Origin of the sequence: Gordonia sp. GONU, from assembly GCF_024733855.1 — a bacterium.
GTDB classification, from domain to species: Bacteria; Actinomycetota; Actinomycetes; order Mycobacteriales; family Mycobacteriaceae; genus Gordonia; species Gordonia amicalis.
In genome coordinates this window covers 316613-328994 of record NZ_JANRHB010000001.1, presented here as the reverse complement: position 1 = coordinate 328994, position 12382 = coordinate 316613, and the positions used below count along the sequence as shown (strand labels likewise).

The 12382-nt window shown below is 67.9% G+C and carries 11 protein-coding genes; 7 read left to right on the top strand and 4 right to left on the bottom strand.

All coding sequences use genetic code 11. The features are described from left to right. The first annotated feature begins 85 nt into the window (after window positions 1–85). Together NWF34_RS01510 and dprA are read left to right on the top strand one after the other, a co-directional pair. Window positions 86–1636: a YifB family Mg chelatase-like AAA ATPase gene (locus NWF34_RS01510; protein ID WP_258324108.1), complete on the top strand. Its 1551-nt coding sequence runs from the start codon at window positions 86–88 to the stop codon at window positions 1634–1636. Then, window positions 1633–2769, top strand: a complete 1137-nt coding sequence (gene dprA, locus NWF34_RS01505; protein WP_024498402.1) for a DNA-processing protein DprA — start codon at window positions 1633–1635, stop codon at window positions 2767–2769. Before NWF34_RS01510 ends, dprA begins: the two co-directional genes overlap by 4 nt. A 1-nt stretch (window position 2770) precedes the next feature. On the opposite strand, the gene NWF34_RS01500 is transcribed toward dprA, so the two are convergent. Beyond that, the gene (locus NWF34_RS01500) at window positions 2771–3364 is read right to left on the bottom strand and encodes a TetR/AcrR family transcriptional regulator (protein ID WP_258324077.1); all 594 of its coding nucleotides are present in this window, start codon (window positions 3362–3364) and stop codon (window positions 2771–2773) included. 181 nt (window positions 3365–3545) lie between these two features. Here NWF34_RS01500 and NWF34_RS01495 point away from each other — a divergent pair, with 181 nt between their 5' ends. Then, entirely contained in the window at window positions 3546–4412 is an 867-nt protein-coding gene (locus NWF34_RS01495) for a siderophore-interacting protein (protein ID WP_024498404.1), read from the top strand. Between the two features lie 81 nt (window positions 4413–4493). Continuing rightward, window positions 4494–5378 carry a tyrosine recombinase XerC gene (locus tag NWF34_RS01490; RefSeq protein WP_051349599.1) on the top strand — a complete coding sequence of 295 codons (885 nt, stop codon included), beginning with the start codon at window positions 4494–4496 and terminating at the stop codon, window positions 5376–5378. Here NWF34_RS01490 and NWF34_RS01485 read toward each other — a convergent pair whose 3' ends face one another. Continuing rightward, entirely contained in the window at window positions 5379–5906 is a 528-nt protein-coding gene (locus NWF34_RS01485; RefSeq protein WP_024498406.1) for a M23 family metallopeptidase, read from the bottom strand. A 264-nt stretch (window positions 5907–6170) separates the two neighbouring features. Between NWF34_RS01485 and rpsB the strand changes: the two genes are divergently transcribed. Next, the gene (gene rpsB / locus NWF34_RS01480) at window positions 6171–6989 is read left to right on the top strand and encodes a 30S ribosomal protein S2 (protein WP_006438158.1); all 819 of its coding nucleotides are present in this window, start codon (window positions 6171–6173) and stop codon (window positions 6987–6989) included. 54 nt (window positions 6990–7043) lie between these two features. Beyond that, window positions 7044–7868: a translation elongation factor Ts gene (tsf, locus tag NWF34_RS01475; RefSeq protein WP_006438157.1), complete on the top strand. Its 825-nt coding sequence runs from the start codon at window positions 7044–7046 to the stop codon at window positions 7866–7868. Here the strand turns inward: tsf and NWF34_RS01470 are convergent. Together NWF34_RS01470 and NWF34_RS01465 are read right to left on the bottom strand one after the other, a co-directional pair. Continuing rightward, entirely contained in the window at window positions 7840–9567 is a 1728-nt protein-coding gene (locus NWF34_RS01470) for an MFS transporter (RefSeq protein WP_258324076.1), read from the bottom strand. The genes tsf and NWF34_RS01470 overlap by 29 nt on opposite strands. Beyond that, window positions 9564–10985 carry a condensation domain-containing protein gene (locus NWF34_RS01465; RefSeq protein WP_258324075.1) on the bottom strand — a complete coding sequence of 474 codons (1422 nt, stop codon included), beginning with the start codon at window positions 10983–10985 and terminating at the stop codon, window positions 9564–9566. Before NWF34_RS01465 ends, NWF34_RS01470 begins: the two co-directional genes overlap by 4 nt. Window positions 10986–11290: 305 nt before the next feature. Here NWF34_RS01465 and NWF34_RS01460 point away from each other — a divergent pair, with 305 nt between their 5' ends. Then, window positions 11291–12316, top strand: coding sequence for an alpha/beta hydrolase family protein (locus NWF34_RS01460; RefSeq protein WP_258324074.1), 1026 nt, complete (start codon window positions 11291–11293; stop codon window positions 12314–12316). Window positions 12317–12382: the final 66 nt, after the last annotated feature.

The window sequence follows — 12382 nt, the reverse complement described above, 5'->3', positions numbered from 1 at the left end:
TGCGACTTCGTTCCGTAGAAACCCAGGCCATAGTCCGGCCGCTGAACAACTCGACGTTCATCCACAGATCATCCGTCCGGCGGTGGTGACACGGTTCCGGACCGGGCTCCTCGACCACACTGTGCCCATGTTGGGGCAAACACAGGCGGTGGGGCTCAACGCCTTTGCGGCGCATGTCGTCGACGTACAGGCGAGTGTGGGGTCGGGGTTGCCGGGTTTCTCGGTGACGGGTAGCCCGGATGCGTCGGTGCGGGAGGCTCGGGACCGGGTGCGGGCGGCGATCAAGAACTCGGGGTTCACGTTTCCCGACCTGAAGGTGACGGTCGCGTTGTCGCCGGCCGACATGCCGAAGGTGGGTTCGGGATTTGATCTGTCGATGGCGGTGGCGATTCTGGCTGCGACAGAACAGGTGTCGTCGGAGAAGCTGGTGTCGACGATCTTCCTGGGTGAACTCGGTCTCGATGGGAACGTGCGGCCGATCCGGGGAGTGTTGCCGGCGGTGATCGCTGCGCGTCAAGCCGGTTATCGACGTGCGGTGGTGCCGATCGAGACGGTGGCGGAGGCGGCGCTGGTCGAGGGGATGGACGTCGGTGGCGCGTCGAGCCTCAAGGAGGTGGCGGCCTGGCTCGCGGGTGACCTCGTACTCGACAACTTCCACCGGACGACACCCACGAAGCCGCCGCCGATCCCGGACATGGCCGACGTGGTGGGTCAGCACGAGGCGCGGCATGCACTCGAGATAGCAGCGGCCGGAGCGCATCACGTCCTGATGACCGGATCGCCGGGCATCGGCAAGACCATGCTCGCGCGACGACTGCCGGGCATCCTCCCGCCGCTGGGTCTCGAGGATTCCCTGGAGGTGACGGCGATCCATTCGCTGGTCGGGGAGCTGTCAGCAGGGCGTCCGCTGATCACCGAGCCGCCGTTCGTCGCGCCACATCACAGTTCGTCGACGACGGCGCTCCTCGGTGGCGGAACCGGGTTCGCCCGTCCCGGTGCGGTCTCCAAGGCACACCGCGGAGTTCTGTTTCTCGACGAATGCGCCGAGATGAGCGTCAAAGTCCTGGAATCGCTGCGGGAACCGCTCGAAGACGGCGAGGTGCGAGTGCCGCGCCGAGACGGGGTCGCCGTCTATCCCGCGCGGTTCCAGCTCATCCTCGCGGCGAACCCGTGCCCGTGTGCACCCGCACACGACGTCGACTGCGTGTGCACCGCGGTCGTGCGACGCCGCTATCTCGGCAAGCTCTCCGGACCACTGTTGGACCGTGTCGACATCCGCGTCCGCATGGACCCGCCGGGAAATGCCGCGCTGATGAGTGGGGCGGGGGAGTCGAGCGCCGAGGTTCGCGCACGGGTCACCGCGGCGCGTGCGGCCGCGGTCGAGCGGTGGTCGGAATTCGGGTGGCGCACCAACGCCGAGGTACCGGGATCGGCCTTGCGGCAGAAGTTCCGGCTACCTCCCGACGTCCTCCGGCCCATCGAACTGTTTCTCCGCGACGGGCGGGTGACGGCACGCGGCGCCGACCGTGCGTTGCGCCTGGCCTGGACACTCAGCGATCTGCGCGGCACCGACGCTCCCGTCGAAGACGATGTCGCACAAGCACTTCTGTACCGAGACCGAGGAGCGACCTGGTGAGTGGCAAGTACCCGGCGGAGCTGTCGGCGTGGACCTACCTGGCGCGCGTGGCCGAACCGCCGTGTGCGGACGTGATCGCGCTCGTGGACGAGGTCGGTGCGGTCGAGGCGGCGTCGGCCATCCGCAGGCGCACGGTGCCCGACGGTCATGAACCGGTGCTGGCCACGACCGCGGCACGATGCGATTCCGACTGTGCGGCCGAGGACCTCGATGCCGCCGCCGCGATCGGGGCGCGGTTGGTGACCCGTTCCGATCCCGAATGGCCGGCGTGGTCGCTGCTCGCGTTGAGCCAGGCCGACACCGCCCCTCGCGGTGGTGAACCCCTGGCACTCTGGGTCCGCGGACCGGCCCGCCTCGACGATCTCGCCGCCGCCTCGATCGCCCTCATCGGCTCCCGCGCGGCGTCGTCCTACGGCGAACACGTCACGCAGATGCTGGCGTCGGGTCTCGTCGGTGAGGGATTCGCGGTGATCTCCGGTGGCGCCTTCGGCATCGACGGTGCCGCCCACCGCGCCGTCGTGGCCGCCGGCGGGGTGACCGCGGCCGTGATGGCCTGCGGGATAGACCGCGACTATCCGGCCGCGCATTCGGCGCTCCTGACCGAGATCGCCCGGACCGGCGCGGTCATCAGCGAGTATCCGCCGGGTACGACCGCGGCCAAACACCGCTTCCTGACCCGTAATCGGCTGGTCGCATCACTGTCCGGGGCAACCGTTGTCGTCGAAGCGGGCCGTCGGTCGGGTGCGGCGAACACCGCTGCGTGGGCGCGCAAGCTCGGCCGTCCGCTGGGCGCGGTCCCCGGACCGGTGACGTCGGCGACCTCGGTCGGCAGTCATCGGATGATCGCCGACGGATTGGCGGTTCTGGTGTCCGACGTCGCGTCGGCGGTGAACCTCGTCCGGCCCGACGGCGGGGGAGACATCGGCCGGGGGCGGGTGAAGCCAACCGATGGGCTCAGCGCCGATCAGTTGCGGGTACACGACGCGATCCCCGGTCGGGGTGGTGTCGGGATCGAGGAGATCGCCTTCGCGGCCGGGCTCGAGGTACCGGCCGTGCGGGCGGCTCTGGCGCGACTGGACATCGACGGGCTCGTGGAGAACGTCGGCGGTCAGTGGCGACTCGCCACCGGGTGACTCACTTCCGCGTGAGGATGTCGAGGAAGATGCGGAGGTCGTCGGGCGTCGCCTCGCCGAGGCGTCCGTGGGCGTGGACGAAGCCGATACCGGCGTAGAGCAGCGTGGTCGCGCGGGCATGGGCCTCGGCCTCGTCGAAGCCGAGTTCACGCATCGCCTGATGGGCGATCTGGAAGATCTGACCGTCCAGCTCCGAAATCGAGTCCGCGATCGACTCGTCGGTCTCGGCCCACCTGCGCATCGCGGCCTCCATGCGCCAACGCCGGGGGTCGGACATGAGCCGCGTCATGCCCTCGATCCGCTCGATCGGAGGGAGCTCCTCGAGCTCCGCGATCTGTGCCACGGCCGCTGCCTGAACCTTCTTGCAGTGGTCGGCGAGCTCGGACTTCATCGTCGCGATGTCGGTGAAATGCCAGTAGAAGCTGCCCTTGGTGACGCCGAGCCGGGCACTGAGGTGGGAGATCTTCAGATCGTCGATCCCGTCCTCGAGAAGGACCTCCACCGCCGCGTCGAGCCAGTCGTCGGCGCCGAGGCGCGATGCGCGCGTCGGAGCACCCTCTCGGGTCGGTTGGAGCTCCGCTGGGTGGTCCGGCATGGAATCGCCTCTGGTCGGGTCTCGCGACGTCGGATCTCAAGAACTGCAAACTCTCGGATCACATCGCTTGATCGTGAGAAAACCTTACAAGCGCGTACCGCGAGTTCGCCGGAATGAACCGAAACCATCGCTTAGGTAGACCTAAGTAAGAGGCGTAAGGTGGTCGCGACAAGGAGGTTCCATGGCCAAGCGCGTGAACACGATGACGGTGCTCCGACGGGAACAGATCAGCCCGCACTTCGTCCGCCTCTACCTGGGCGGAGAAGGGTTCGACGACTTCCAGGAGGCGGTCGGCGCACCCGGTGACGCCGACACCGACATGTACGTGAAGTTCGTCTTCGCGCCGGACGGGGTGACCTACCCGGAGCCCTTCGACCTCCAGGAACTGCGGACGACGCTGCCCCCCGAACAGCAACCCGTCCTGCGCACCTACACCGTTCGCCGTGTCGATCCCCAGGCCCGGGAGATCCTCGTCGATTTCGTCGTCCACGGCACCGAGGGCATCGCCGGCCCATGGGCCGCCTCGGTGGAGCCGGGCGAAACCGTCCGGTTCATCGGACCGGGCAGCGGGTATCGGCCGAAGTCCGACGCTCCGTGGCACCTGCTCGCCGCCGACGAGGCGGGACTGCCCGCCGTCGCCGCCGCACTCGAGGCGCTGCCGGCCGACGCGGTCGCCAAGGTGTTCATCGAGGTCGCCGGGCCGGACGACGAACTCGACCTCACCGCGCCCCCGGGCGCGGAGATCGTCTGGGTGCACCGCGGCGGACCGGCCGGGGAGGTCGACGACTCGGTCGCCGGCGACAACGCACCCCTCATCGCCGCGGTCCGCGAGGCGCAGTGGCTCGACGGCGAACCCCACGTCTTCATCCACGGCGAGGCCCAGGCCGTCATGCACAACCTGCGCAGCTACATCCGCAAGGAGCGCAAGGTGAGCGCGGGCAACGCCTCGATCTCCGGGTACTGGCGCCGCGGCCGCACGGAAGAGGGCTTCCGGAAATGGAAGGCCGAACTGCGCGCCGCCGAAGAGGGCGCCGGTGTCGGTCGGTAGAGCCGGCCGGTAGGCATCGATCCGGCCACGGCACCGCGTGTGGGGTTGCACCCGCTCCCGCCGCACGCTGTGCTGACGGACATGCTCGACGACTTCGCCGATCACCTGCGCCTGGAGAAAGGTCGCAGTGAACACACCATCCGCGCATACGTCGGTGGTGCACGGGCGCTGCTGTCGTTCGCCGGCGCCCGCGGAGTCGCCGCGGCGGACATCGACCTCGCCCTCCTGCGCGCCTGGCTGGCCGAACTGACACGCCGCGGAGCCGCCCGCACGACGATCGCGCGGCAGGTCTCCGCGGCGAAGACCTTCTGCACCTGGGCGGTTCGCGAGGGCATCATGGCCACCGATCCGTCGCAGCGACTCAAGGCTCCGAAAGCACATCGCACCCTGCCTGCGGTGCTCGCACCCGGACAGGCCGACGCCGCGATCGATGCGACCGCTCAGGACCGCGACCCCGGGGACCCGATCGCACTCCGAGATCGCCTGATCCTGGAGTTGTTGTACGCCAGTGGAATTCGTGTCGGAGAACTGTGCGGACTCGACGTCGACGACGTGGACACCGGGCGACGCATCCTGCGGGTGATCGGCAAGGGTGACAAAGAACGTGCCGTGCCCTACGGCGAACCGGCGGCCAAGGCCATCGACGACTGGCTGCGCCGCGGGCGTCCCGCGCTGGCCACCGCCACATCAGGAGCCGCGCTGCTCCTCGGGGCACGCGGCGGCCGGCTCGACCAGCGGATGGCACGGTCGGTCGTGTCCCAAGCGGTCGCGGCCGCCGGCGGCCCGGCGATGGGACCACACGGCCTCCGGCACAGCGCGGCGACACACCTCCTCGAAGGTGGAGCCGACCTACGCGTCGTGCAGGAACTGCTCGGGCACTCGTCGCTGGCGACGACGCAGATCTACACCCACGTGAGCGTCGAACGCCTGCGGGCGGTGCACCGCCAGGCACACCCCCGCGCCTGATCACGGTGGTGGCCCCGGCTTCAGCGGTTTGAGCCGGACCCGCACCGCTCCGAGGAGGCCCAGCGGGTTCAGGTACTCCGCATCGCGTCCGACGCCGCGTCGAGCGCCCCAGTGCAGGCACGCCGCCACCGGACAGCCCGGATGTCCGGCGACGAGCGTGCCGATCAGCTCGCCGCGAGACACATGGTCGCCCTCGTCGACGGCGGCCTCGACCGGTTCGTACGTCGTGATCACCCCGTCCGGATGCTGCACCGAGACGACCGGGCGTCCGGCGACCCGGCCCGCGAACCGCACGCGACCCGCTCCCGCCGCGGCGACCGGCACTCCGGGTGCGGCCGCGAGATCGACACCCCGGTGACCCCGTTGCCATCTCTTCTCCGGCGCATCGAAGCCGGTCACGACCGTCGGACGCGGAGACAGCGGGGCAGAATAGGGGCGCGGTGCGGCGGTACCGGCCTGCGGGGTCGGGCACAGGACGGCCAGCCACAACAACGCGGTGAGCACAAAGCGGGAACAAGCGGTCGGCACACCTCTTGGACGCAAGCGGCGCCGATACGGATCCGTGGCCCGGGTCGGCGGCCGGAACGTTTTGGTTTTCGCTGGTCGACGCGCGTAAACTTTCGTCCGCACCTCATCGGTTGTTGATGAGGTGACTTCGCGCGCCTGCGAAAACACACCCCGAGTGGGCAGTCCCGGGCCTGGTCATCGACCGGTTCGGGTGGCACTCGCCGGCAGGCGCCAGGGTCGGCACCAACCCGGTGTCGACAGACAACTGCGACAAAAGGAAATCTCATGGCTGTCGTGACCATGAAGCAGCTGCTTGACAGCGGCGCACACTTCGGGCACCAGACCCGCCGTTGGAACCCCAAGATGAAGCGATTCATCTTCACCGACCGCAACGGCATCTACATCATCGACCTGCAGCAGACGCTGACCTACATCGACAAGGCCTACGAGTTCGTCAAGGAGACCGTCGCCCACGGCGGCACCATCCTGTTCGTCGGCACCAAGAAGCAGGCTCAGGAGTCGATCGCCGCTGAGGCAACCCGCGTCGGCATGCCGTACGTGAACCAGCGTTGGCTCGGTGGCATGCTCACCAACTTCAACACCGTGCACAAGCGTCTCCAGCGCATGAAGGAGCTGGAGACCATGGAGCAGACCGGTGGCTTCGAGGGTCGCACCAAGAAGGAGATCTTGATGCTGACCCGCGAGAAGAACAAGCTCGAGCGCACGCTCGGCGGTATCCGCGACATGGCCAAGGTTCCCTCGGCCGTGTGGGTCGTCGACACCAACAAGGAGCACATCGCCGTCGGTGAGGCTCGCAAGCTGAACATCCCGGTCATCGCGATCCTGGACACCAACTGCGACCCCGACCTGGTCGATTACCCGATCCCGGGCAACGACGACGCCATCCGCAGCGCCGCCCTGCTCACCCGCGTCGTGGCCTCGGCCGTCGCCGAGGGTCTCCAGGCCCGCGCCGGTGCCGCCGGTGGCGACGCCAAGCCGGAAGCCGGCAGTGAGCCGCTCGCCGAGTGGGAGCAGGAGCTGCTGACCCAGGCCGCAGCTCCGGCCGGTGGCGAGGCTGCCACCGACGCCCCGGCTGCTCAGTAACACCGCCGCAGCAATTCGGTCCCACCACACTCTTTCGAAGGAGGCTCGCCAACGATGGCGAACTACACCGCAGCCGATGTGAAGCGTCTTCGCGAACTCACCGGTTCTGGAATGCTGGACTGCAAGAACGCGCTGGCCAACAACGACGGTGATTTCGACAAGGCCGTCGAGGAGCTGCGCATCAAGGGTGCCAAGGACGTGGGCAAGCGCGCTGAGCGCTCCACCGCCGAGGGCCTGGTCGCCGCCAAGGGCGGCGCCATGATCGAGATCAACTCCGAGACCGACTTCGTCGCCAAGAACGACGAATTCCAGAAGCTCGCCGATGACATCGTGGCCGCGGCCGCCGAGGCCAAGACCAACGATGTCGAGGAGCTGAAGAAGGCTGCTCTCGGCAGCGGCACCGTCGACGAGGCCATCGCCGCTCTCTCCGCCAAGATCGGCGAGAAGCTCGAGCTCCGTCGCGTCGTCTACTACGACGGCCCGGTCGCCGTGTACCTGCACAAGCGTGCTTCGGATCTCCCGCCCGCCGTCGGCGTGCTGGTGTCCTACTCCGGTGAGGGCGAGGGTGCCGATGAGGCCGCTCGCGGCGCCGCCATGCAGGTCGCAGCTCTCAAGGCGCGCTACGCAACCCGCGACGAGGTCCCCGCGGACGTCGTCGAGAACGAGCGTCGCATCGCCGAGCAGACCGCCAAGGAGGAGGGCAAGCCGGAGCAGGCTCTGCCCAAGATCGTGGAGGGTCGCGTCAACGGCTTCTACAAGGACGTCGTGCTGCTCGACCAGCCGTCCGTCCAGGACTCGAAGAAGACCGTCAAGGCCCTGCTCGACGAGGCCGGCGTGACCGTCAAGGGCTTCACCCGCTTCGAGGTCGGCCAGGCCTGATCGTTTCCCGGGTCTCCCCGGACGACGACTCGACCGCCCCGTCTCCCATCGTGGAGGCGGGGCGGTTGTCGTTTCGCCGCAGCACCAGCGTCAGGCAGCCGACACCGATCGCGAGTGCGGCCAGAACCCACAGCGTCGTGCGGAATGCACCCAGGAAGGTGCGTGCGGTGACCGCGCGTGCCGCACTCTGGGTCCAGCGCTGCGCCTCGGCGGCGACCGCCGCGACCGTGCTGTTCGCCGGGGTGCCCGCACATCCGGTGGCAGGTCGTTCCGGATGTGGCGAGGTGAGCTGTCGTGTCGCGCACCAGGTGAACCGGTCGGCCACCGCCGGCCGGAACATCGGATCGACCGGCGAATCCTCCAGTGCGACGGCGAGTTCCGCGTGCACCGCGGGCACGCTCGTGTCGGTCTGCCCGGCCACCTGTCCGAAGAAGAACATCGTCACGAGCGCCAGCCCGATCGATGCACCGATCTGTTGCACCGTCGGGATCGTGCCGCTGGCCGACCCGACCGTCTCCGCCGAGGTGTCGGAGAGGATGACCGCCTGCAGGGGTGCGACGAACGATCCCGTACCGACACCACCGAGGACCAGGGGAGCCAGGATCGCCGCCACCGGAAGGGTTTCCGACGCCGGGTCGAGGACCAGCGCGATCCAGGCGAAAGCCACCCCGACGGTGAGAACACCGCCGAGCAGAACCCGTGGCGCGCTGACGCGAGCGACGGCCCACGGCGAGGCGAGCGATCCCACGGCCGCCCCGCAGGCGAAGGGCAGAGCGAGCAGTCCGGTCTCCAGCGCCGAGTACCCGAGGCCGAACTGCGCCGTGATCGACACGGTGAAGAAGAAGCCCGCGAAGACGCTGAAGAACAGCAGCGACATGCCCAGTCCGACCGCGAACCGGCGGGAGGAGAAGAGATCCATGCGCAGCAACGGTGTTCCGCCCCGAGCCGCGAGCCGCTTCTGCTGCCACACGAAGGCGACCGACAGGACCACGGCGGCGCCGAGCATGACCCACAGGAGTGCCGGCCACTGTTGTTCCCGACCCACGGCCAGTGGGTACAACAGCAGGAGCAGCGCGGTCGCCGAGAGCATCATCCCGACGATGTCCGGCCGGTCGGGATCGGGGTCGAGGGTGGCGGGGAGTCGACGCCACGCCAGCACGCAGGCAACGATCCCGAGCGGCAGGTTGACGAAGAAGATGGTGCGCCAACCCCATCCGGCGACGTCGGCGTGCACGAGCAGGCCGCCGACGACGGGACCCAGGATCGCGGCGAGACCCGCCACGGCGCCGTAGATCCCGAAGACCAGCCCGTGGCGTTCCCTGGTGAACAGGGCGGCGATCAAGGCCAGCGTCTGTGCGGACATCAGCGCCGCGCTGATGCCCTGCGCACCGCGGAACACGATGAGCATCACCGGATCCGTTGCCAGGCCGCACAACATCGAGGTGACGGTGAAGGCGATCATCGCGATCAGGAACAAGCGCCGACGCCCGTACCGTCCGCCGAGGGTGGCCGCGGTGAGCAGCGTGCACGCGAACGACAACGTGTAGACCGTCAGCACGAGAAGTTGCTGCGAGGTCGACGCCCCGAGGTCGACCGTCAGGTCGGGGAGCGCGATGTTGACGATCGTCGTGTCCAGCATCTGCATGAACACGCCCAGCAGACACCCGGCAAGGGCCAGCCACGCCGGGCCTGCGGTCACGAGGTGAGTGCGGGCAACGAGGCTCGATAGTCACCCTGCTCGGCCACCGTGCTGATGACCTCGACGAAGCGTTCGACGTAGCGCTGCACCGATTCCCGCGCGATGTCGGTGTTCGGGTACAGGAAGGTGATCGAGGTCGTGGTGGGGAAGCGGTTCACCCACATGTAGACCTCTTCGCTGCTACCGCGGTTGCCGAACAGGCAACCGTTTCCTGCCTCGAAGATCTCCACACCCGGTAGCTTGCGAACGTCGATGTAAGAGATCATCGGCACCGACCAGCCGGGCACGACATCGAGTCCGTCCGCGGGTTCGGCCAGCTCCAGCACCCGGTGGAAGGAGATGTCGGTCAGCTCTTTTCCGGCGGCGTAGCTGCGTGCCGCCTGCGGTGCGAGGCTGCGGAACGTCGTCGTGTCGTCGACCGTCAGAGGTACCGGGATGAGGCTGGTGAACCAGCCCACCGAGTTCATCTCCTCGGCGCCGGACCTGGTGCTCTTCGGTGTCATGCCGAAATACTCGTTCTTGCCGGTGAATTCGGCGTAGACCAGGGCGGCGATGGCCATGACCCCGGAGATCACGTTGGAACCCAGTTCGCGGCAGACGTCCTCGAAGCGCTGGGCGGCAGCCTCGTCGAACACCGTCGCGTTGAGAAGCGCACTCCGCGTGTAACCTTCGTCGCCGGTGCCGAGGGGGAGCGGGAAGCTGGGCAACCTGCCCTCGTTGGCCCGGACCAGTTCGATCCACCGTTCGACGTGCGGCGAGCGCCGGGTGAGCTGCCGGGAGATGGCGCGTTCACGTGCGCAATAGTCGATATAGCTTCCCACGGAGGGGAGTTCGGCCCCGGCGCCGAACGCGGCGTTCAGATAGAGCGTCATGAGCTCCAGGCAGGTGGACGCCTGGGAGATGCCGTCGGTGTTGAGGTGGTCGACGGCGGCGTAGATCGTGAAACCGCCATCCCATTCGATCGCACCGAAGGTGAAGCAGTCCCAGTTGAACGGACCGGCCGTCTCCTCCTGGACGAGAGTGCAGAGACGCTCGGCGTCGAGATCGCCGTGGTCGACGGGCACCATCTCGATGTCCTCGGTCGGCACGAGATGACGAAGCACCGAACCGTCGTCCTCCATCGAGAACCACGAACGGAAACTGTCGTGACGCCGGACGAACTCGTTGACCGCCGTGGTCATCGCCTCCACATCCAGCGGGGCCGTGACGTCGAATGCCATGAGGCACAACCGGGCGAACCGGAAACCGGCGGATTCGTTGCGCCACGCAACTTTCAGGTATTCCTCCTGCTGATGCGACGCGGGGACGGGATGCACTGGCGCCTGTCCGGCGGCGGTGACCGAGGCGAGTGAGGCCACCCAACTCGTCAGATGACCGGGGCGCGGGTCCCACTCCTCGATCAGTCCGAACTTAATCATCGTGTGACCACCTCTTTGCTGAAGGGGATTTGATACCGGGTGAACCAGGTCTCGAGACGCTTGTCATCCAGGTGACTCAAGGCGCTTCGACGGTCGTCCGGACGCTACCTGACATTCGTCGGTGATGTAACGGTGTTCCGACGGATGGGCCTCGTTTTGGTGAAAATGTCGGGCTTCCTGGACAATTGACCACATCTGATGTCAGTTGGTTCGTGGTGGACACCGTCGCTTTCGTGCGGCAGACTGCCTCCGCATCGCCCGTGATGCGGATCGCGTCGCTGTGGTGCTGTGGGAAAGCGGAGTGGATGAACGGACAAGGTCTCACCGGGGTGGACGGTCGCCGCATGTTCGGTGCAGTGGGTCTCGTCGCGCTGTCGGTGCTGGCGATGATGGTCGGTCTGCCGAGTCGTTCTGCCGCGGAGCCGAATCCGGCGTCGATCGTCGCCGAATACGTGCAGCCTGCGGGCGAGATCGACCTGGCGGTGCGGTCGACGGCGATGCGTCAGACGGTGACCGTCAAAGTTCTTCCCGCACGAGGGGATCGGCCGGCTCCCACGCTGTACCTGCTGAACGGCGCCGCCGGCGGTGACGGCGGCAGCAGCTGGTTCGACCGCACGGACATCCGGACGTACTTCGCCGATCAGAACGTCAACGTGGTCGTACCCATGGGTGGCGCCGCGAGTTACTTCACCGACTGGCAGCATCCGGACCCCGCGCTCGGGGTGCAAAAATGGGCCACGTTTCTCACCTCGGAACTGCCCGCGGTGATCGACCGTCGTCTCGACGGGAACGGCCGCAACGCGATCGCGGGCATCTCGATGGCCGGCACCTCGGTGTTCCAGCTCTCGCTGCACGCCCCCGAACTGTACGAGGCGCTCGGCTCGTTCAGCGGGTGTGCCCAGACCAGCGACCCGATGGGCCAGGCGGTCGTGCGAATGGTCGTGGAGGGACGCGGCCACGGCAACACCCTCAACATGTGGGGACCGCCGACGAGTCCGGCATGGCGGGCCAACGACCCGTATGTGCACGCGGCGTCGTTTCGCGGCAAGTCGATCTATGTGTCCAACGGTTCCGGCACACCGGGGCGCTACGACACGATCGACGGCCCGGGCATCGACGGGAACGGCTCCAAACTGTTCGATCAGCTCGCCGTCGGTGCGGTGATCGAGACCGCGACGGCCGAGTGCACGCGCAACCTCCAGCGCCGGCTGCGCGAGGTCGGGGTGCCGGCGACCTTCCACCTCTACCCCGGCGGCACCCACTCGTGGCCGTACTGGCAGGACGAACTGCACCGCGCCTGGCCCCAGTTCCGCGCGGCGCTCGCACGCTGACACCCACGCGTGTCGCGGGTCGCATTCGGTGAGGACGTACCATAGTTCTCCGAACCGACGAGTGAG

Coding starts and splice junctions, on each gene's coding strand:
- NWF34_RS01500 (WP_258324077.1), bottom strand. CDS start 3,364: ATGCCGGACCACCCAGCGGAGCTCCAACCGACCCGAGAGGGTGCTCCG.
- NWF34_RS01495 (WP_024498404.1), top strand. CDS start 3,546: ATGGCCAAGCGCGTGAACACGATGACGGTGCTCCGACGGGAACAGATC.
- NWF34_RS01490 (WP_051349599.1), top strand. CDS start 4,494: ATGCTCGACGACTTCGCCGATCACCTGCGCCTGGAGAAAGGTCGCAGT.
- rpsB (WP_006438158.1), top strand. CDS start 6,171: ATGGCTGTCGTGACCATGAAGCAGCTGCTTGACAGCGGCGCACACTTC.
- tsf (WP_006438157.1), top strand. CDS start 7,044: ATGGCGAACTACACCGCAGCCGATGTGAAGCGTCTTCGCGAACTCACC.
- NWF34_RS01465 (WP_258324075.1), bottom strand. CDS start 10,985: ATGATTAAGTTCGGACTGATCGAGGAGTGGGACCCGCGCCCCGGTCAT.
- NWF34_RS01460 (WP_258324074.1), top strand. CDS start 11,291: ATGAACGGACAAGGTCTCACCGGGGTGGACGGTCGCCGCATGTTCGGT.